At 70.1% G+C, this 19,833-nt stretch carries 16 protein-coding genes and 1 tRNA gene; 8 read left to right on the top strand and 9 right to left on the bottom strand.

Annotated elements, in window-relative coordinates:
* Positions 1-129 precede the first annotated feature (129 nt).
* Together ACIBI9_RS42440 and ACIBI9_RS42435 are read left to right on the top strand one after the other, a co-directional pair.
* Complete coding sequence (locus ACIBI9_RS42440; protein WP_397231224.1) at positions 130-708, top strand: hypothetical protein; 579 nt, start codon at positions 130-132, stop codon at positions 706-708.
* A gap of 154 nt (positions 709-862) precedes the next feature.
* Complete coding sequence (locus ACIBI9_RS42435; RefSeq protein ID WP_397231222.1) at positions 863-1,420, top strand: phospholipase; 558 nt, start codon at positions 863-865, stop codon at positions 1,418-1,420.
* 45 nt (positions 1,421-1,465) lie between these two features.
* On the opposite strand, the gene ACIBI9_RS42430 is transcribed toward ACIBI9_RS42435, so the two are convergent.
* Positions 1,466-1,542: transfer RNA gene (locus tag ACIBI9_RS42430), tRNA-Lys, on the bottom strand.
* A 118-nt stretch (positions 1,543-1,660) separates the two neighbouring features.
* On the opposite strand from ACIBI9_RS42430, the gene ACIBI9_RS42425 reads away from it, so the two are divergent.
* Both ACIBI9_RS42425 and ACIBI9_RS42420 read left to right on the top strand, forming a co-directional pair.
* A complete protein-coding gene (locus tag ACIBI9_RS42425; RefSeq protein ID WP_397231220.1) occupies positions 1,661-2,509 on the top strand; it encodes an AAA family ATPase in 849 nt (282 codons plus the stop codon).
* Positions 2,493-3,857 (top strand): VWA domain-containing protein, encoded by a 1,365-nt coding sequence (locus tag ACIBI9_RS42420; protein ID WP_397231218.1) that lies wholly within the window; start codon positions 2,493-2,495, stop codon positions 3,855-3,857. Before ACIBI9_RS42425 ends, ACIBI9_RS42420 begins: the two co-directional genes overlap by 17 nt.
* A 4-nt stretch (positions 3,858-3,861) precedes the next feature.
* Here ACIBI9_RS42420 and ACIBI9_RS42415 read toward each other — a convergent pair whose 3' ends face one another.
* Entirely contained in the window at positions 3,862-4,500 is a 639-nt protein-coding gene (locus ACIBI9_RS42415) for a nuclease-related domain-containing protein (RefSeq protein ID WP_397231216.1), read from the bottom strand.
* Between the two features lie 308 nt (positions 4,501-4,808).
* On the opposite strand from ACIBI9_RS42415, the gene ACIBI9_RS42410 reads away from it, so the two are divergent.
* Positions 4,809-5,399 carry a TetR/AcrR family transcriptional regulator gene (locus ACIBI9_RS42410; protein ID WP_397231214.1) on the top strand — a complete coding sequence of 197 codons (591 nt, stop codon included), beginning with the start codon at positions 4,809-4,811 and terminating at the stop codon, positions 5,397-5,399.
* On the opposite strand, the gene ACIBI9_RS42405 is transcribed toward ACIBI9_RS42410, so the two are convergent.
* Genes ACIBI9_RS42405 through ACIBI9_RS42395 form a run of 3 tightly spaced genes read right to left on the bottom strand, consistent with a single transcriptional unit; the run spans position 5,370 to position 8,781 of the window.
* Positions 5,370-6,422: an acyl-CoA dehydrogenase family protein gene (locus ACIBI9_RS42405; protein WP_397231212.1), complete on the bottom strand. Its 1,053-nt coding sequence runs from the start codon at positions 6,420-6,422 to the stop codon at positions 5,370-5,372. The genes ACIBI9_RS42410 and ACIBI9_RS42405 overlap by 30 nt on opposite strands.
* Positions 6,419-7,582: an acyl-CoA dehydrogenase family protein gene (locus tag ACIBI9_RS42400; RefSeq protein WP_397231210.1), complete on the bottom strand. Its 1,164-nt coding sequence runs from the start codon at positions 7,580-7,582 to the stop codon at positions 6,419-6,421. Before ACIBI9_RS42400 ends, ACIBI9_RS42405 begins: the two co-directional genes overlap by 4 nt.
* Positions 7,579-8,781 (bottom strand): acyl-CoA dehydrogenase family protein, encoded by a 1,203-nt coding sequence (locus ACIBI9_RS42395; RefSeq protein WP_397231208.1) that lies wholly within the window; start codon positions 8,779-8,781, stop codon positions 7,579-7,581. Before ACIBI9_RS42395 ends, ACIBI9_RS42400 begins: the two co-directional genes overlap by 4 nt.
* Positions 8,782-8,890: 109 nt before the next feature.
* Between ACIBI9_RS42395 and ACIBI9_RS42390 the strand changes: the two genes are divergently transcribed.
* Both ACIBI9_RS42390 and ACIBI9_RS42385 read left to right on the top strand, forming a co-directional pair.
* Positions 8,891-9,466: a GNAT family N-acetyltransferase gene (locus ACIBI9_RS42390; protein WP_397231206.1), complete on the top strand. Its 576-nt coding sequence runs from the start codon at positions 8,891-8,893 to the stop codon at positions 9,464-9,466.
* 7 nt (positions 9,467-9,473) lie between these two features.
* Positions 9,474-12,455: a hypothetical protein gene (locus tag ACIBI9_RS42385; protein ID WP_397231204.1), complete on the top strand. Its 2,982-nt coding sequence runs from the start codon at positions 9,474-9,476 to the stop codon at positions 12,453-12,455.
* Between the two features lie 579 nt (positions 12,456-13,034).
* Here the strand turns inward: ACIBI9_RS42385 and ACIBI9_RS42380 are convergent.
* On the bottom strand, positions 13,035-13,589 hold the full coding sequence (locus tag ACIBI9_RS42380; protein WP_397231202.1) for a TetR/AcrR family transcriptional regulator: 555 nt from the start codon (positions 13,587-13,589) through the stop codon (positions 13,035-13,037).
* Between the two features lie 87 nt (positions 13,590-13,676).
* Between ACIBI9_RS42380 and ACIBI9_RS42375 the strand changes: the two genes are divergently transcribed.
* A complete protein-coding gene (locus ACIBI9_RS42375) occupies positions 13,677-14,840 on the top strand; it encodes an FAD-dependent monooxygenase (protein WP_397231200.1) in 1,164 nt (387 codons plus the stop codon).
* 644 nt (positions 14,841-15,484) lie between these two features.
* On the opposite strand, the gene ACIBI9_RS42370 is transcribed toward ACIBI9_RS42375, so the two are convergent.
* The 3 genes from ACIBI9_RS42370 to secA2 all read right to left on the bottom strand — a co-directional run bounded on the left by ACIBI9_RS42370 (position 15,485) and on the right by secA2 (position 19,700).
* Entirely contained in the window at positions 15,485-16,369 is an 885-nt protein-coding gene (locus ACIBI9_RS42370; RefSeq protein WP_397231198.1) for a DMT family transporter, read from the bottom strand.
* Between the two features lie 760 nt (positions 16,370-17,129).
* A complete protein-coding gene (locus tag ACIBI9_RS42365; protein ID WP_397231196.1) occupies positions 17,130-17,504 on the bottom strand; it encodes a VOC family protein in 375 nt (124 codons plus the stop codon).
* A 45-nt stretch (positions 17,505-17,549) separates the two neighbouring features.
* The gene (secA2, locus tag ACIBI9_RS42360; RefSeq protein ID WP_397231194.1) at positions 17,550-19,700 is read right to left on the bottom strand and encodes an accessory Sec system translocase SecA2; all 2,151 of its coding nucleotides are present in this window, start codon (positions 19,698-19,700) and stop codon (positions 17,550-17,552) included.
* Between the last annotated feature and the right edge of the window lie 133 nt (positions 19,701-19,833).

The following is a 19,833-nucleotide window of genomic DNA, read 5'->3' as shown; positions in this document are numbered from 1 at the left end:
GTCGGTGAGGTCTCCACGTGCCATGCCGTTGGCCTACCAGGATCCAGGCCAAGGCGCAGGCGAATCCCCCTGATCTCAACTCCGTACAGGCCCTAACAGTCGGGGCACAGCAACGTCGCGACCGACAACGTGTTCAAGGACGTGACGTATGTGGGGCACGACAAGCTCTACCACGAGAGCGGCGGGCGGCTGCCGGTGCCCAACTCCAAGGTCGTGGTCGAGCGCTTCAACGACATGCTGAAGGTCGGCGACGGCACCGGCTTCACCAACACGCGCGAGAACGTCGAGAAGTGGTACCGGCACTACGGCCGCCAGTACCCGAACCTCCGGTCCTGGTACGTCCCGGCGGACTCCAGCGGCCGGATCTGCACCGCCATCGGCACCACGGAGTGCACGGAGGCGTACGTCTGGCGCGACCCCGACTCCGTGTACGTGCCCTCCCACAACGTGCTGACCCGGTCGGTGAGCATCGCGTCGGGCGGCTTCGCCTACACCGACGACGCCGGCGGCCTGAGCAACAAGACGTTCAACCCGGACTTCGACTCCTACAACGTCAGGAAGGACACCGCCGCGGACTTCGCCTTCGACCCGGTGACGGGGAAGTTCGACGCGGCCGCCACGCCGCTGAACTCGGCCGAGGGCTTCGGCCGCAGGTGGGTGCGGGAGTGGAACGCGCGCTTCACCCTGGAGAGCATCGGACCTCACTGACTCCACGACTGACAGAAAAGCGGCGCCATGTAAAGATCGAGACTCGGCGAACCCTTCTTTCGGAATTGAGCAAGATCTGCTTCTGCCCTTCGGAGTGGTTTCGGGTCATCGTGAGGACGTGCATCCGACCCCCCGGCAACAGGAGCAGGTCCTCATGGTCAGACGATCCCGCGCGCTACTCGCCGCTTTCGCCCTCTCTGTGATCACCGTACTCGGGTTCGCGTTGCCGGCCCACGCGGTGACCTTGGAGCAGAAACTCGCCGCCCTTTCCGGTTTCTCCCAGCCCACGGCCGCCAGCGCCTCGTCCTGGCGGGCCGCCTGGGAGAACCAGGCCGCCTGGGCCGACTACGCCTTCGACTGGTCGACCGACCTGTGCTCGAGCAGCCCGGACCAGCCGCTCGGCTTCGATTTCCGGATGCCGTGCAGAAGGCACGATTTCGGCTACCGCAACTACAAGGACGTGAGCCAGTTCCCGGCGAACAAGTCACGCATCGATGACTCGTTCTACTACGACATGAAGCAGGTGTGCGCCAAGTACTCGGGCGTCTCCAAGTCCACCTGCAACGGCCTGGCCTGGACGTACTACCAGGCGGTCAAGGAGTTCGGGAACCTCAACGTCACCCAGGAGCAGATCCAGGAGGTACAGCAGGAGGCGCAGCTGAGCGCCCAGAACGCGGAGAACGCGGAGTACACCGAAAGCGTCGGGTCCTGACAGCGAAAAGGGCGGGGATGCCTTGGCATCCCCGCCCTTTTCGTGTGGTGCGCCGCCAGGGACTCGAACCCCGGACCCGCTGATTAAGAGTCAGCTGCTCTGACCAACTGAGCTAGCGGCGCTTGCAGAGAGGAATATACCGGTGATCCGCATCCTGGTCGAATCGGTAGCAGGCGGGCCTGTCGGACGGTCGGGGCTAGAATAAAGTTCGGCCCCCGGCTCCGGCAGACAGGATCATCGATGTTCGACTCTCCCGCCGAGGTGGCGGAGCGGCTCGCCGCCGTGGACTACCTCTCCGACGACGCCATCTCCACCTCGGTGTTCCTGGCCGCGGCGCTGGGCAAGCCGCTGCTGGTCGAAGGCCCCGCGGGCGTGGGGAAGACGCAGCTGGCCAAGGCCGTGGCCATGGCGACCGGGGCCGAGCTGATCAGGCTGCAGTGTTACGAGGGGCTCGACGAGGCCAGGGCGCTGTACGAGTGGAACTACAAGAAGCAGCTGCTCAGGATCCAGGCCACCAGCGCGGACGACGACATCTTCTCCGAGGAGTTCCTGCTGGAGCGGCCGCTGCTGAAGGCGATCAGGACCGCCGGCCCCGCCGTGCTGCTCATCGACGAGACCGACAAGGCCGACGTCGAGGTCGAAGGGCTGCTGCTGGAGCTGCTGTCGGACTTCCAGATCACGATCCCGGAGCTGGGCACGATCGCCGCCACGCGCCGGCCGTACGTGGTGCTGACCTCCAACGCCACCCGCGAGCTGTCGGAGGCACTCAAGCGGCGCTGCCTCTACCTGCACCTCGAATACCCCACACCCGAACGGGAGCGCGACATCGTGCTCAGCCAGGTGCCGGGCATCCGGGCCGACCTGGCCGAGCGGCTGGCCAGGACGGTGGCCACGCTGCGAGCGCTGGAGCTGAAGAAGGCGCCGTCGGTGGCCGAGACCGTCGACTGGGCCAACACGCTGCTGGCGCTCGGGCGCGACAACCTGGACGAGGCCACGGTGGCCGGGACGCTGGGCGTGGTGCTCAAGCACGCCTCCGACCAGGCTCGGGCGGTCAAGGAGCTGGGGCTGCCCGATGTCGCTGATCGATAGGCATGTCGGGTTCGTGCGGGCGCTGCGCGAGGCCGGGATCCCGGTGTCGGTGGCCGAGGGGCTGGACGCCGCGCACGCGCTGCGGGTGATCGAGCTGAGCGAGCGGGAGTCGCTGCGGGCCGCCTACGCGGCCACGCTGGTCAAGAAGCCCGCGTACCGGCCGGGGTTCGACGTGCTGTTCGACCTGTGGTTCCCGGCCTCGACGTCCGGCATGCACGCCGAGCGCGCCGAGCGGCCGATCGACCTGGAGACGGCCCCCGTCGACGAGCTCCGCGACCACCTCGCCCGGCTGCTGACCGGCGGCACCGACCAGGAGCTGCGCGAGTTCGCCCAGGCGATGGTGGGGCGCTTCGGCCACCAGCCGTCCGCGACCCCCGGGCGGCAGAACTGGTTCTCCTACAGCGTCATGCGCGCCCTCTCCCCCGAGACGCTGATGGCCCGCATCCTCCAGAACGTCCTGCAGGGCCAGGAGCGCGGCGGCCTGGCCGAGAAGAACGTCCGCAGGACGGTCTACGACAACACCCGGCGCTTCGAGGAGGCCGTGGCCACCGACGTGCGCCGCCGCATCGCCGAGGACTCGGGGATCGAGCGCATCGCCCGCTCCGCCGTCCGCCCCCCGCTCGACCAGATCGACTTCCTCCGCGTCACCAAGGCCGACCTGGCCAGGCTGCGCCGCGAGGTCCACCCGCTGGCCAGACGCCTGGCCACGCGCCTGACGATCAAGCAGCGCAAGGGCAGGCGCGGCCGCCTCGACTTCCGCAGGACCGTGCGGGCCTCGCTGCAGAGCGGCGGCGTGCCGCTGACCACGCACTTCAGGCCGCCGCGGCCGCACAAGCCCGAGCTGGTCATCCTCTGCGACACCAGCGACTCGGTCTCGTCGTTCGCCCACTTCACGCTGCTGCTCACGTACGCGCTGAGGGAGCAGTTCACGAAGGTGCGGGCGTTCGGGTTCGTGGACACCGTGGACGAGATCACCCGGTTCTTCGTCCCCGGCGCCGACGTGGTCGAGGCCGTGACCAGGCTGACGAACGAGGCCGACATGGTGCGCTTCGGCCGTACCAACTACGGGCACTCGCTGGAGCGCTTCGCCGAGCGGTACGGCGACGCCATCGGCCCCAAGACCTCGCTGCTGATCCTGGGCGACGCCCGCTCCAACTACCAGCCGCCCGCCCTGGACGTGCTCAGGTCGCTCGTGAGCCGGTCGCGGCACGCGTACTGGCTCAACCCCGAGCCCGAGGCGCAGTGGGACACGGGTGACTCGGTCGCGAGCGAGTACGGTGCGGTCGTCCCCATGCACGAGTGCCGCAACGTCGCCCAGCTCACGGCCTTCATCGAGACGCTGGCCTGAAGCCTCAGGCGCGGTGCAGCTCCCTGGCCGCGGTGCGGGTCAGCAGCTCGATCTGCTCCGCGTTGAGCGCGACATGGTCGGACGACTTGATCACCTTGGCCGCCAGCCGGGGCTTGAGCAGCGTCAGGCCCTCGGCGACCACGACGCCGCCCTTGGGCAGCAGCCCGCAGTGGACGGCGAGCAGCGGCGTGATCGTCACCGGGATGCGCGTCTCGCGGCTGAGCAGCTCGGCGAACGCCTCGGACGCCTCCACCAGCGGCTTGGCCGTCTTGGAGCCGTACTTCTCGCCGAAGAACAGCCGGCCGGCGTAGCAGGCGATCTCGGTGTCGGGGCTCCAGGACTCGTTGTCGATGATCCACAAGCCGCCCGGGCCGATCACCAGGTGGTCGATCGACGCCTGGCCGCGGATGGCGCGGCCGTCGAGCACGGTGTAGCCGAGGCGGCCGAGGGACCTGCGCAGCAGCTTCCCGGTGATCGCCTCTCCCTTCCGCGCACCGCGCCAGACGGCCGTCGCGTGGAAGGAACGCCAGTCGAGGAACCAGTCGCCCGCCGCCACGATCCCGGCCAGGAGCAGGCCGAACAGCGGAGCGGCCGCGGAAAGGTCGAATCTGAGGGCCAGGGCGACCCCGATCACGAGCCCCACAGCGGCCTTGACATACCTGGACTTACGCCGGTTGGCGGCGTCCTCACGCCAGAACTTCTCATACCACCACTGCGGAGAAGACCCTGTGTACTTCTCGTCTGGTTGCACATAGATAGAGCCACCGGGCACGGCAAACCCCCAATGTAGATGTGTTGCAGGATCTGCCACGCCGAAGATCCCTCGCCAGTCAAGGGATACCCGCCCCTCAACCAAGGCGAGCCTAAGGTGACGTAATTAGTACCCGCAAGACCAGCAAATGACCTCAACCGACCAGTCGGTATGCTAAGGCAGGTGACAAAGGGGGACATGTGAAAGAGGAACCGGTCAGACAGCGATTGCTCGCCGAGGCGACCCGCCTGTTCGCCGAGCGCGGCTTCGAGAGCACCTCGGTCCAGGAGATCGTCGTGGCGGCAGGCGTCACCAAAGGCGCCATGTACCACTACTTCGACTCCAAGGACGACCTGCTGCACGAGATCTATGCCCGGGTGCTGCGCATGCAGATGGAGCGGCTGACGCAGATCGCCGAGGGTCCCGGCGAGGTGCGGCGGCGCCTGTACCGGGCCGCCGCCGACGTCGTGGAGACCACGGCCGCGAACCTCGACGACTCCAAGATCTTCTTCAGGTCGATGCATCTGCTCGCACCCGAGACGCAGAAGAGCGTGCGCGCCGAGCGCCGCCGCTACCACGAGCGCTTCCGCGACCTCGTGGCCGAGGGCCAGCGCGAGGGCGTCTTCAGCGACCGGGTACCGGCGGAGCTGGTCGTCGACTACTTCTTCGGCTCGGTGCACCACCTGGGCTCGTGGTTCCACGTGGACGGGCCGCTGACCGGCGCCCAGGTGGGCAGGCACTTCGCCGACCTGCTGCTCACCTCACTCGGGGCCGGGCACGTCGACGAGTGAGGCCAGCGCCGCGCGGTGGTCGCCTGGCGTGCCCAGCGCGATCTCCGCGGCTTTGGCGCGCTTGAGGTAGAGATGCACGGGGTGCTCCCACGTCATCCCGATCCCTCCGTGGAGCTGCAGGGCCTCTTCGGCGGCGTGTACGGCCACGCCCGCGTTCCACGACTGGGCCACGGCCACGGAGACCGCCGAGCCGTCGGTCGCGGCGCTCCGGGCGGCGGCCCTGGCCCGTACGACGTCCAGCCACAGGTCGGCCAGCCGGTGCTTGATCGCCTGGAAGGAGCCGATCGGCCGGGCGAACTGGTGGCGTTCCCTGACGTAGGCGAGCGTCGTGTCGAGGCACCATTCGGCCACTCCGAGCTGCTCGGACGCCAGCAGTCCCGCCCCGAACCTGAGCACCTCGGCCAGGTCGCACTCCCCCACGTCCCTGGCCTCGGCCCCGTCGAAGGTGACGGTCGCGACGGGCCTGGTCTGGTCGAGCGACGGCACGACCCGGACGACCGCGCCCCCTTCCACGGCGTGGACCCTGCCGCCGACGGGCACCAGCAGCACGTCGGCCACGTCGGCCCCGGCCACCCCGGTGACGGTCCCGGTCAGCCGCCCGTCCTCCAGCCGCACGGCCGCGCCCGCCCGGTACGGGGAGGCCGCGAACGGCACGACGAGGGCGGCCGTCTTCCTGCCCTCGGCCAGCTCCTCCAGCAGGGCGTCACCGCTCCCTGGACCGGTCGGCAGCAGCGCACGGGTGGCCAGCACCGAGCTGGTGAAGAACGGCACCGGCGCCACTCCCCTGCCCAGCTCCTCCAGCACGACGGCCGCCTCGCTGGCCGACGCCCCGGCGCCGCCGTACTGCTCGGGGATGAGCAGCCCGGCCACCCCGATCTCGCCCGCCAGCGTCTTCCACAGGTCGAGGTCGTACGGCTCGGACTCGATCCGCTTGAGCACGGCGGCGGGCGGGCAGCGGTCGGCGAGCAGCCCGCGCACCGCGGCCCGCAGCTCCTCCTCGACCTCTGAGTACAGCAGTGTCATCGCGGCAGGTCCTTCCAGGGCACGTCCTTGTCGACGCGAGGCTCTGAGGGCAGGCCGAGCACCCGCTCGGAGATGATGTTGCGCAGGATCTCGGACGTGCCGCCCTCGATCGAGTTGCCCTTGGCCCGCAGGTAGCGGTAGCCGGGGCCGCGGCCGTAGAAGTCGACGTCCTCGGAGCGGCGGAACGTCCAGTCGTCGTAGCCCAGGTCGCGCCCGAACTCCACCTCGAAGCCGGACAGCGCCTGGTTGAGCTTGGCGAACGACAGCTTCATGCCGGACCCCTCGGGCCCCGGCTGGCCGGCGGCGAGCTGCTCGCGCAGGCGTACCCCGGACAGGCGGGTGACCTCCGACTCCACCCAGAGCGACAGCAGCCGCTGGTGCAGGTCGTGGGTGCGCAGCTCGGGGTGGGCGCGCCAGGAGTCGACCACGACGCCGACCATGCCGCCGCCGCGCCGCACGGGGGCGCCGCCGATGGCGACGCGCTCGTTCATCAGCGTGGTCTGCGCGACCCGCCAGCCGTCCCCGACCTCGCCGAGCCGCAGGTCGTCGGGGAGCCGCACGCCGGTCAGGAACACCTCGTTGAACTCGGCCTCACCGGTGACCTGCCGCAGCGGCCGCACCTCGACGCCCGGCGCCTGCATGTCGCAGACGAAGTACGTCATGCCGCGGTGTTTCGGCACGTCAGGGTCGGTACGGGTGACGAGGATGGCCCACCTCGCGTGATGGGCACCGGACGTCCACACCTTCTGGCCATCGACGACCCACTCGTCCCCGTCCTTGACGGCGCGGGTCGCGAGCGTGGCCAGGTCGGATCCCGCGCCTGGCTCGCTGAAGAGCTGGCACCAGATCTCCTCACCGGTCCACAGCGGTTTGAGGAAGCGGCGTTTCTGCTCCTCCGTCCCGAACGCCAGGATCGTCGGGGCCGCCATCCCGAGCCCGATGCCCTGGACCCCGGTGTTGAGCTGCGGCGTGCCGGCCAGCTCCCGCTCCACGACCAGCTGCAGGTCCCGCGACACGCCCAGCCCGCCGAGCCCTTCGGGGAACCACACCCAGGCCAGCCCCGCGTCGAACCTCGCCCGCAGGAACTCCAGCCGATCCCCGTCCGGGTCGTGCTCCGCGAGGAATGCCGCGACCCGCTCCTTGATCTCCGCCTCGTTCACATGTACCTCTTCAGCTCGCGATAGGCCAGGGACCGCTTGTGCACCTCGTCGGGGCCGTCCGCCAGGCGCAGCGAGCGGGCGCCCGCCCAGAGCCCCGCCAGCGGGAAGTCCTGCGAGACGCCGCCCGCGCCGTGCACCTGGACGGCCTTGTCCAGGATCCACTCCACGGCGATCGGGGTGGAGATCTTGATGGCCTGGATCTCGGTGTGCGCGCCCTGGTTGCCCACCGTGTCCATGAGCCAGGCGGTCTTGAGCACGAGCAGGCGCAGCTGCTCGATCCTGATCCGCGACTCGGCGATCCAGTCCTGGATCACGCCCTGCTGGGCGACGGGCTTGCCGAACGTCGTCCGGGCCAGCGCCCGCCTGCACATCAGCTCCACTGCGCGCTCGGCCATGCCGATCAGGCGCATGCAGTGGTGGATGCGGCCGGGGCCGAGCCGGGCCTGGGCGATGGCGAAGCCGCCGCCCTCCTCGCCGATCAGGTTCTCCACGGGTACGCGTACGTCCTCGAACACGATCTCGGCGTGGCCGCCGTGGTCGGCGTCGGTGTAGCCGAAGACGTGCATGCCGCGCTTGATGTGCAGCCCGGGTGTGTCACGGGGCACCAGGATCATGCTCTGCTGGCGATGCGTGGGCGCGTCCGGGTTCGTCTTGCCCATGACGATGAAGATCTTGCAGTTGGGGTTCATCGCGCCGGAGATGAACCACTTGCGGCCGTTGATGACGTACTCGCCGCCGTCCCTGACGATGGAGGTGGCGATGTTCGTGGCGTCCGAGGAGGCCACGTCGGGCTCCGTCATCGCGAACGCGGAGCGGATCTCCCCGTCGAGCAGCGGCTGCAGCCACTCCTTGCGCTGCCACTCGCTGCCGAACATGGACAAGACCTCCATGTTCCCGGTGTCGGGCGCGGCGCAGTTGGTGGCCGTGGGGGCGATGGTGGGACTCTGGCCCATGATCTCCGCCAGCGGCGCGTACTGGAGGTTCGTCAGGCCGGCGCCGTGCTCGCCCGGGAGGAACAGGTTCCACAGGCCGCGCTTCCTGGCCTCGTCCTTCAGGTCCTCCATGAGGGGCGGAGGGCTCCAGCCGCTGGTCGCCGCCTGCTCCTCGAAGGGGGCCTCGGCGGGGTAGACGCATTCCTCCATGAAACGCAGCAGTCGTTCGCGCAGGTCCTCGGTGACGCTGTCATAGGCGAAGTCCATGCCTGCGAGCGTACCGACCGGCCGGTATGAGTGTCGACAGGTGGTTCCCCACAAAAGGGTGCAGGTGGCCATAATCAGGACTTCACGGGCGCCCCTAGAGTTGCCTGCCATGACCGCGAAGTTGCCTGCCCCCGTGGTGCTCGAGAACGGCGTCGTCCGGCTCGAACCGCTCACCCTCGACCACGTTCCCGACCTGTTCGCCGCCTCCGGCGCCGACGAGGAGGTCTGGCGCTGGCTGCCCGCGTCCGCGCCGCGTTCCGAGGAGGAGCTGGGGAAGGTCGCCCTCGGGCTGATGTCCGACGACAACCACGTCCCCTTCGCGGTGGTGCTCAAGGAGAGCGGGCGGGCCGTGGGCTGGACCACGTACGGCGACGTGCCGGGCTTCGACGAGAGCATCGAGATCGGCTGGACGTGGTACGGCCGGTCGGTGTGGCGCACGGCCGTGAACACCAGTTGCAAGGTCCTGCTCATCGACCACGCCTTCGAGTTCGGCTACAACCGCGTCCTGCTCAAGACCGACCACCTCAACCTCCGGTCGCAGAACGCCATCAAGCGCATCGGCGGGGTGCACGAGGGGACTCTGCGGCGGCATCGCAAGCGGCCGGACGGCACCTGGCGCGACACGGTCTATTTCGGCATCCTCGAAGAGGAATGGCCCCAGCACCGGGCCCGCTTGGACCGTTAAGAGGCGTATGACTGATCGGCTGGGAGGCTACTGGCTCGGCGCCCGGCTCGACGGCGGCGGGCACATCATCGTCCGCGAGGCCTACGACGAGTCGGGCACGCGGCATGCGCTGGGCGTGCCCTGCCTGCCGGACGCCGAGGCCCGCGCCCGGCTCGCCACCGCCGCCTCGGCGGCCGGGCGCGTGCGGTCGCTGTCGGTCGCCAGGCTGACGGAGGCGTGCCTGGACGGCGAGCCGCCCTACCTGGTCAGCGAGTACATCCCCGGTCCCACCTTGCGGCAGGTCGTGGACCGGCACGGGCCGTACACGGGCGACGCCCTCTACCGCCTGGCCACCGCCGTGGCCACGGCGCTGGCCGCCGCCCACGAGGCGGGCGCGGTACACGGGTCCCTCACCCCCGACAAGGTCATCCTGGGCACCGAGGGACCCCGCCTGGTCGGCCTGGGCTGGCGCCTCTCCCTCTCCCCTGAGCCGGACCCAGCCCTCCGGCCCCCCACCCCGAACGCCCACCCACCAGCCCCAGACGCTCGCGAACCCGACCCGGACGCCCACCCACCAGCCCCGCACGGTCACGAGCCCGACCCGGACGGTCGCGAGCCCGACCCGGACGGTCGGGAGCCCGACGCGGACGGCCATGGACGCCCGACAGCAGACACCCGGCGAGCCGAGGCGGCCACCCGCAGCCCCACCCCGGCCGCTCGCAGAGCCGACGCGAACACCCGCAGACCCGATCCGGACCCCCGCAGACCCGATCCGGACCCCCGCAGACCCGATCCGGACCCCCGCAGACCCGATCCGGACCCCCGCAGACCCGATCCGGACCCCCGCAGGACCGGCCCGGCCCCTCGGAGACCGGCCACGGACGTGCATGCCTGGGGACCGACCAGGGATGCGAGTGCCTGGGGAACAGCCGCGGATGTGCACGCCTGGGGACGGCTGCTGATCTTCGCCGCCTACGCCTCGGACGAGCGATTAGGCCACGGCGAGCGACTGGACCGCCCGTTACGCGGGCTGGTGGCCGCCGCCCTGCAGCAAGATCCCGAACGCCGCCCGAGCGCCCGCCAGCTCCTCCTCTCCCTCCTCGACGCCCCACAATCCCAGCAGGGCCGCCTGCTACCGCCCGAGCCGGTCTCCGACCCGCCGCTGGGCACCCGCGCCGAGACCGTGTACGCGCAACTCAGCCCAGCCGAGCAGAACCTGGTCCCGGACGTCTTCCTCCGCCTGGTGGGCCTGGACTCCGAGGGCTCCGACACCATCGTCACCGCCTCCAGAGCCGACCTGGTCGCCGGCCGCGCCACCGACGAGGTGACCTCGATCGACGGAGTCCTGGAGGCGTACAGCAAGGCAGGCCTCCTCACCCCCCACCCACCCCCGAAGAATCCGCCCCCCACCACCAACTCCCGCCCGAAGAAGAGCGGCATGGCCTCCACCCCTGGGACGCCGGCGGATCGACCCCGAGGGCCGGAGACGCACGGCGCGGAAGTGGGACGGCAACCGAGTCCGCCCCAGACGGACGACTCTCTCGCGATAACGTACGCGGCGCTTCTGCGAGCCTGGCCCCGGCTGCACGAGTGGCTGGACAGCGAACGCGACGGGCTGGCCGTACACAGGGAGCTGGCACGGGCGGCCCGCCAATGGGAAGCGGGCGGGCGGCGGGACGCGGCGCTGTTCCGGGGGGAGCCGCTGGACCGGGCACTGGCGTGGGCGGCCAACGGCCGGAGGCGGGTGACGCTGAGCGCCGGCGAACAGACGTTCCTCGACGCGGGGCTCGCCAGGGTACGCCGGAGATCGCGCCGACGGTGGACGGTCATGGCGGGGCTGCTGTCGGTGGTGGTGCTGCTCGCCCTGTGGCAGCGGGGCGCAGCCGACGGACGTCTGGATCAGGCGATGGCGAAGGTGGCGGCGTCCCGGGCGGAGGCGTTGCGACTGGCGGACCCGGTGACGGCCCGCAAGCTCAGCCTCGCCGCGTGGCGCCTGGCCCCGATCCCCGAGGCGCGCCGGGCGTTGACGGCGGCGGATCCGGCGGTGGACGTGTTCGCCGACCCGTACGCGGGGCCCCGCTCCCTCCACGCCATCAGCGACGACGGCTCCCGCCTCGCCGCCCTCGACGAGGGAACCCTGCGCGTGTACGACATCGCCTCCCGTCGCCAGCTCGCCCGAACGGCGGGCCCGGTCCAGACCGTACGCGCCATGGCCTGGTCCCCCGACGGCCACACGCTGGCCCTCGTCGGCGTCGACCGCTCGTACCTCTGGGACACCACCTCCGGCAACGGCGTCGGCCCACCCTTCGGCCGCGGCCTCGGCGCACCCGGGGAACAGTCGGCATGGTTCAGCCCGGGCGGCGGCCTGCTGTTCGCGGCGGCCCGGCTGTCGGGCGAGCGCTGGGCGTGGGACCTGAGGGCACGACGAGCCACGTTCGTAGGCGAGTACGCGGTGGTGGGTCCCGGGGATCGGGTCGCGCTGGTCTTCGCCGGCAAATACTCGGAGATACGCCGCCCGCCCCGGCCATCCCGTGCACCATGGCTGGACCGGATGCCGTGGGAGTACACGACGTTCGCCCCGGACGGCGAGCGAGTGGCGATCGCCGAGGAAAGCGGCATCCAGATCTACGACCTCGACGGAGTGCCCACCCGGTCCACCCGGCTACGCCCCTCGCCGGGCCACCTGCGGTTCAGCCCGGACGGGCAACTGCTCATCAGCACGGACAGCGACCGTGTACGCGTCTGGCGCCTCCATGACGGCACCGACACCCCGGTGACCGACAGGGCAGTACCCACGGCCGGCGTCGACCGCGCAGCCCAAGCCACGATCACCGAGGACGGACGACAACTACGGGTCCTGGCAGGACACGGAACCGTCCTGACCATCGACCTGACCCACGGCCCCGCGCCTCGGGATCACGCCGCGTACATCTGCTCCCAGTACGGCGCCTTGTCCCCCCAGGAGTGGACTCAGCACCTCCCCGAACTCCCGCACCGCAACACCTGCTAATCCACCACCACCCAAGCCACCCACCACCATCCCAGCCACCAAGCCAAGCGCCCCCACATCCCACCGACCGTCACCTTCACGCCACCACCCAGTGACGCTGGCACGCCGTCATCCGCCCCCGGCTGACGGGGCGACCGCCGGATGCACCCCCCACCACGCACCCCAGCAACCGAACCTGATCCCGCTGACCGCCGCATTCCGAGCCACCCCCATTCGGCCCGGCACGCCATCTCAGTCCCGCACCCGAGTACTGCGGTGACCACCGGATGCACCCACCACCGCGCACCCAAGCAACCGAAGCCGGTCCCGCCAATCACGGGCAGGCAACCGGCGCCAAGCCGAGCAGAGCCGCACCCACCCCAAGCCCACCAAACGGCCGAACCCAGCCCCACCGACCACAGCCAAGCAACCGGCGCCAAGCCGAGCAGGACCGCACCCACCCCAAGCCCACCAAACGGCCGAACCCAGCCCCACCGACCACAGCCAAGCAACCAACGCCGAGCAGGGCCACCCCTCCCCAACCCGCCAAGCCCCGGGCCGGCAGAGCGACCAGACCCGATAGAGCGGGCAGAGCAGGGGTCAGTGGAGCATGCCGTTGAGGAGTTCGCGCATGGCCTCGACGAGCTCGTTCAACGTGGGCGTGGCACCCGCGCCCGCGATCGCGTCGAACATCAGCCCCTCTCCGAACGCCACGAGCTGACCCGCATGCCGTACCGGGTCCCGCGAACCCAGGGCGGTCAGCAGGGCGACGGCGGGGTCGCGGAAGCGGCGGCCGGCCTCGTCGTAGATCTTGCGCAGTTCCGGCCGCCGGGTCGCCTCCAGGGCCAGTTCGTAGCGGGCCAGCGTCCGCCGCCGGTCGGTGAGCTGGATGTACACCGCCTCCGCCATGACACCGGGCAGGTCCGACAACTCGAACGAGTCACTCTCGTACGCCGGGGCCAGAGCCCGCAGCTCCAGCTCCGTCAGTCGGGCCAACGTCAGCTCCAGCAGGGCGGCGCGGGTGCGGGCCAGGTTGGACGTGGAGCCGGACGGCAGGCCGGCGGCTTCGTCGACGGCTCGGTGGGTGAGCCCGCGCATGCCCCGTTCGGCCAGCAGGGTGATCGCCGTGTCCGCGACGACCTCTGAGCGCTTCACGGAAGCCGATACTACAGCGGTAGTGCACGCCAACTACAGGCGTAGTATGGTGAAACTACAGACGTAGTGACGAGGAGGGGGCGCGAGATGCCCAGAGCCGTGGTGATAGGTGGCGGTATCGGTGGGCTGACCAGCGGGATCGCGTTACGGCACCGAGGATGGGACGTGACCGTCCTGGAGCGGGCCGCGAAGATCGACCCCGCCGGCTCAGGGCTGGCCATCGCAGCCAACGCCCTCAAGGCGCTCGACACCCTCGACCTCGGCGATCCCGTCCGCAAGCTCTCCAGGTTGCAGGGGCAAGCGGGGATACGGAGACGGGACGGGCGATGGCTCGTGCACACCACGACGGAAGCCGCGGACGCCCGTTACGGGGATTCGGCGGTGGTCATGTTGCGGGCGACGTTGATGGACGTGCTCGTGGACGCGTTGGGGGCCGACCGGTTGCGGCTGGGCACCACGGTCACCGGGGTGGACGCCGAGGACGGCGTAGTGCGTACGGATGCCGGCGATCTTGCGGCTGACCTGATCGTGGCTGCCGACGGCATCCACTCGAAGACCCGGCAGGCGCTCTTCCCGGAGCACCCCGGTCCGACGTACTCAGGGGTGACGGCCTGGCGCGGCCTCGTCCCACGGGGGGACCTCACGATCTCGGGCTCGGAGAGCTGGGGCCGGGGGCTCGTGTTCGGGATCAGCCCGGTGGCCGATGACATGGTGTACGTGTACGCGACCGACGTGCTGCCCGCGGGGACCGTACTCGGGGACGAGTTGGAGGAACTGCGGCGGAGGTTCGGGGACTGGCACGAGCCGATTCCCACGCTGCTGCGGGCGGCCGATCCTACGAAGATCATCCGGAACGACATCCACCACCTCCGCACGCCGCTGCCCGCGTACCACAGGGGGAAGGTGGCGCTGGTGGGCGACGCCGCGCACGCGATGACCCCGAACCTCGGCCAGGGGGCCTGCCAGGCGATCGAGGACGCGGTCACCCTCGCCCACGTCGCCGGCGCGGACCTCTCCGCCTACACCGCCGCCCGCCTGGAGCGCACGACGAACGTGGTGCGTCGGTCGATGTCCATCTGCAGGATGACCCAACTCCGCAACCCGGTGGCGGTGCGGCTGCGGGATTTCGGGATGTCACTGGCGGCCCGGCTGAGCCCGGCGCTGATGCTGCGCTCCATGGACGACCTCCTGGGCTGGCAACCGCCGACGGCATCCGGAAGCGAGGGCCACCGCCCAGCCCCTCACACGTAACCACCGGTTGAGGAGTGGCATCCCGCTGCGGTGCAGGTCCAAAAGGTCTAAGAGCATGATCACTTGCGGAAACTCACCCCGAAGGTCGCCGACCCAGCCCGGCGACCAAGAATGCAGATCAGCTCGCATCGAGGGTCACCCACCCAGCCCGCGACGGGGGCAGGCGAGCCGACCGACCCGGAGGGCGCCAATCCAGCTCCGCGATGGGGCGACGGGGGATGACAAGCGAGCGGACCGACCCGAAGGGCCCGGATCAGCTCACCTCGAAGGCCACCGACCCAGCCCCGCGACGACGGCGACGAGCGAGCCAGCTGACCCGGAGAGCGCCAACCCAGCCCCACGACGGAGCGACGGGGGATGACAAGCGAGCGGACCGACCCGAAGGACCCGGATCAGCTCACCTCGAAGGCCACCGACCCAGCCCGCGACGGAGTGACGGGGGATGACGAGCGAGCGGGTTGACTCGGAGGGCGCGAATCCAGCTCTGCGACAAGGTGACGGGGGTGACGGGCGAGTCGGCTGACGCCAAGGGCGCCGATCCGGGCCCGTGGCTGGGGAGATGGATTGGTTCGTCTCGGAGGGTGCCGGCTCAGGCCCATGGCGGAGGTTGGGCCTTTGAAGGGCGACGAGTCGGGTTTGTGGGCTCAGTTGGCCTGGGAGGTTGCGGACACTGGTTCGGGGGTCGGTTCGGACCGCGTTGGGGCGGGGTGGGAGTGGTCGGGGGCGAGGCGGCCCAGGGTGATCGTGCCGCCGATGGTGAGCGCGCTGGCCAGGATGGCGGGGATCGCGGTGGAGGGGTTGGTGGGCAGGGGTTCGCCGAGGAGGATCACGCCGGCGAGGACCGAGGTGATGGGGTCGATGACCTGTACGCCGGCGTAAGCGATGCCGAAGTAGCCGACCGCGTACGAGCGCTGCAACAGCACCACCGCGCAGACCAGCAGCACGGGCACGGCGAGTGTGAACCAGTGCACCAGCCGGCCCCAGTCCCCCTGCATGCCGCCCCCGACAACGCGGACGAACGTGGACACGCTCGCCGTCACCACGCCCGCGCCCACCGACAGCAGTAACGCCCTGCTCGGCCCGTGCACGCGGCTCGCGATCAGCTGCGTCACCAGGACGATCACGCCGATCACGGCCACGAACACGAGCGCGGCGCCGTCGCTCAGTCTCGGCGTCACGTTGTGGTGCGGCACCAGGAGCATGAGCCAGAGCAGGCCCACGGCCACCGCGATCGAGCCCAGGATTTCCGCTCGGTACGGCTTGCGCCCGTACATGAATGCGGCCAGCGGTACGGCGAACACCAGCGTGGCGACGCTGATCGGCTGGACGGCCACCAACGGGGCGAAGCTCAGCGCCACGGCGTGCAGGCAGGCGCCGGTGAAGCCGATGACGCCGCCGATCCACCAGCGGGGGCGCTTTACCAGCTTGAGCGAGGCGCCGGCGGCCACGGCCTCGTACTGTTGCAGGGCCGCGCCGAGTGCGTATCCAAGCGCTCCTGCCAGGGCGATTATCAGGCCGACCCAGGTCATCGGCGCCCGCGCAGGGGTATGGATCCTTCCAAGAGCATTGCTCTAGCTTATGAGGGAAGCAAAGCTGGCGAATCATACTTTTGGTGGATCGTTGGGGTGGAGAGTGGTCCCGGCCAGGACACATATGTGACCTGTTGTTGCACGTTTGTGGCCTCATGATTGGCCAGGCCCGGTGGTCGGCCTCCCGTTGGGCTTCGTGGTCGGCGTGCCGCCCCAGGTCACGTCCACGGCGGTGGTGCCACATGCGCGGTGGTGCCGCATGGACGGTGGTGCCGCACGGGCAGTACCCCCAGGGTGGTCCCGTCCCAAGGAGGTGGGTGCCGAAGGTGGCGGCGCTCCAAGGCGGTGCTGTCCGACGGTGGTGCCGTCCGACGGTGGTGGTGTCCGACGGTGGTGGTGTCCGACGGTGGTGGTGTCGCGTGGCGGTGCCGCGTGGGACGGATGGGGGCGCGGGCCCATAGTGATGGCGCCCCAAGGTGGTGGCGCGGTGGTGGTGCTCGAGGCGGCAAAAGGGCGAGCAGGTGGCGGCCGTGCCGGGGCGAACGTCACACCTGACAGGCCGCCGTGTTCAGGGCGCCGTCACGCCCGGCAGGGCTGCCATGCTTAATGGACTGTCAACGCCCCGCAGGGTGCGAGGCTCGATGGACCGTCACGCCCGCAGGGTGTCAGGCTCAATGGACCGTCACGCCCGCAGGGTGCCAGGCTGGAGGGGGCGTATGCCTGGGCAGGTTGTTGCTGGGGTGATCGGGTTGGAAAGGGGTCAGGAGCGGTCGGGGCAGACGCAGAAGAGGTGGCCGGCGGGGTCCTGGAGGACGATCCAGCCGACGCCGTCCTCCGTGATCCCCGGCTGGAACTCAGGCTTCGTCGCCCCCAGCGCGACGTACTCCTCCACCGCCTTCTCCACGTCCGGCACCCGGAAGTCCAGGTGGAACTGCTTGTCGGAGCTCGGCCAGGTCACCGGCTTGCGGTCGGGGATCCGGCCGAAGTAGATGCTGGTGGTCCCGTTCCCGACGGCGGCGTACTCGTCCTCCGCGTACTGGATCTCCCACCCCGTGATCTCGTGGTAGAACTCGGCCAGCTTCTTGGGCTTCGCGCAGTCGAGGGTGACGGCCAGGAGCTTTGCTTTCGTCGTCATAAGTACAGGGTTTCAGCCGTACCTGTCATCTTCTGTCAGGTACGGCTAGCCGCGTCGAGTGGCGGCCGTCACACGCTTGAGGATGCGGTCCCACTCCGTGCCGAACGGGTTGTCCTGCACCAGGTACGTCCAGGTGGCAGTCGGCCGCTTCAGGTCCGGCTCGGGCTCCTCGAAGGACTCCAGCGAGCGCCGCTCCACCTCCGCCAGCAGCGACTTGTACTCGGCCACCGCCTCCCGGTGGAACTCGTCGATCGGGCTCATCCGGCCCAGCGCGCGCAGGTGGATGCCCTCGCGAAGGTCCGTCAGGAACGCCAGGTGCTCGGTCCAGCAGCGGTCGATGGCGTGCAGGACGATCTGGCGGGCTGTCTCGTCCCTGGTGTCCTCCGGCAGCAACTCCCAGCGTTCGGGATCGGCCGTGGACAGGGCCTTGGAGGCGGAGTCGCCGTGCAGGACCTTGTCGCGCCACTCCAGGATGAGCTCGCGCTGGTGCTCCAGGAGGCGGGTGTAACGCCACGTGTTGCGGTGGATCTCCAGGTTGACGCCCTCGGCGACGCGCTGGGCGTGGCCGACGAGGTACGCGCCGCGCCGGTGGCGGACGATGCCGTCGGGGTCGGCGGCGGGCGGACGCTCGTCGGGGACGAACTGGGTGATCAGGTCGTCCTGCGTGCTGACGAAGAAGACCGAGCCGCCCGGGTCGCCCTGGCGGCCGGCGCGCCCGCGGAGCTGGTCGTCGAGGCGGCTGCTGGCGTGGCGGCCCGAGCCGATCACGTACAGGCCGCCCAGCTCGGCGACGCCGTCCCCGAGGCGGATGTCGGTGCCGCGCCCGGCCATCTGGGTGGAGACGGTGATGGCGTCGCGCTCCCCCGCCTTGGCGATGATCGCGGCCTCTTCCGCGTCGTTCTTGGCGTTGAGGACGACCGGCTCCATGTCGCGGCGCTGGAGGAGCTTGGCGAGGTTCTCCGATTCGGCGACGTCGAGCGTGCCGATGAGGATCGGCCGGCCGGTGGCGTGGATCTCCTGGATCTCCTCGACCAGGGCGGCGTCCTTGTCGGGGACGGTCGGGTAGATGCGGTCGGGTTCGTCCTCGCGCACGCAGGGGCGGTTGGGCGGGATGACCGCGACCTTGAGGCCGTAGAACTCGCCGAGCTGCTCGCTGACCGCCACCGCCGTGCCCGTCATGCCGCAGATCTCCGGGTAGCGGCGGATCAGGCCCTGAACGGTGATCGAGTCGAGGATCTCGCCCTTCTCGCTCGGCGGCAGCGCCTCCTTGGCCTCCACGGCCGCCTGCAGGCCGTCGGGCCAGCGCTGGAGCAGCGCCACCCGGCCGCGCGAGGGGTTGATCAGCTGGACCTTGCCGTCGCGCACGATGTAGTCGACGTCGCGGGCGAGCAGCGCGTGGGCGTGCAGGGCCAGGTTGAGCTCGATGAGCGTGCCGGGCTCGTGCTCGTCGTAGAGCTCGACGCCGAGGAGGTTCTCGACGCTGTCGGCGCCCTTGGGGGTGAGGTAGACGTTGCGGGCCTGCTCGTCGATCTCGTAGTGGTAGCCGCGTACGAGCTGCCTGACCAGCGCCGCCATCTCCGGCACCGCGTTGCCGGGGTCGGTGGACCCGGCCATCACGAGCGGCACGCGGGCCTCGTCGACCAGAACGGAGTCGGCCTCGTCGATCAGGGCCACCTCGGGCGCGGGCACGATGATCTCGTCGGCGGCCGTACGGAGTCGGTCGCGCAGCACGTCGAACCCGATCTCGCTGACGGGCCCGTACGTGACGTCCTTCGCGTACGCCTCGCGCCGCTCCTCCGCCGTGGAGTTCTGGCCGATCCAACCCACGGTGACGCCGAGCGCCCCGTAGAACGGCCCCATCCACTCGGCATCACGCCTGGCCAGATAGTCGTTCACCGAGATCACGTGGACATGCTTGCCCTGCAGCGCATAGCCCGCCGCCGCCATGGCGCCGGACAGCGTCTTGCCCTCACCGGTGGCCATCTCGGCGACCTTCCCGTCGAGGAGGGCCAAGGTGCCGAGCAACTGCACGTCGTACGGCCGCAGGCCCAGCGTCCTGTCGGCGGCCTCGCGTGCGATGGCGCAGAACTCTGCCAGATCGTCCATCTTCGGCTCGGGCAATTCGTCGAGCTTGCGCAATCGCTCGGCGCGACCCTCCGCCGCCTTGACAATCTTCTGATAAGGGGTCAGGGGCACCCCTCCTGGACGATCCAGGAGATTCCTGATAATTCCCTTTATTGAGGCCACAGTTCCTCCAACGCACGCTTCGCCGACACCGTTCCCTCTTTCAAGGGAGGGGAGCGGAGCGACGTTACGGCAAGCGCCGCCG

It is taken from the genome of Nonomuraea sp. NPDC050451 (assembly GCF_044458585.1).
The sequence above is the reverse complement of the archived record's forward strand: the minus strand, read 5'-3'. Positions and strand labels throughout refer to the sequence as shown.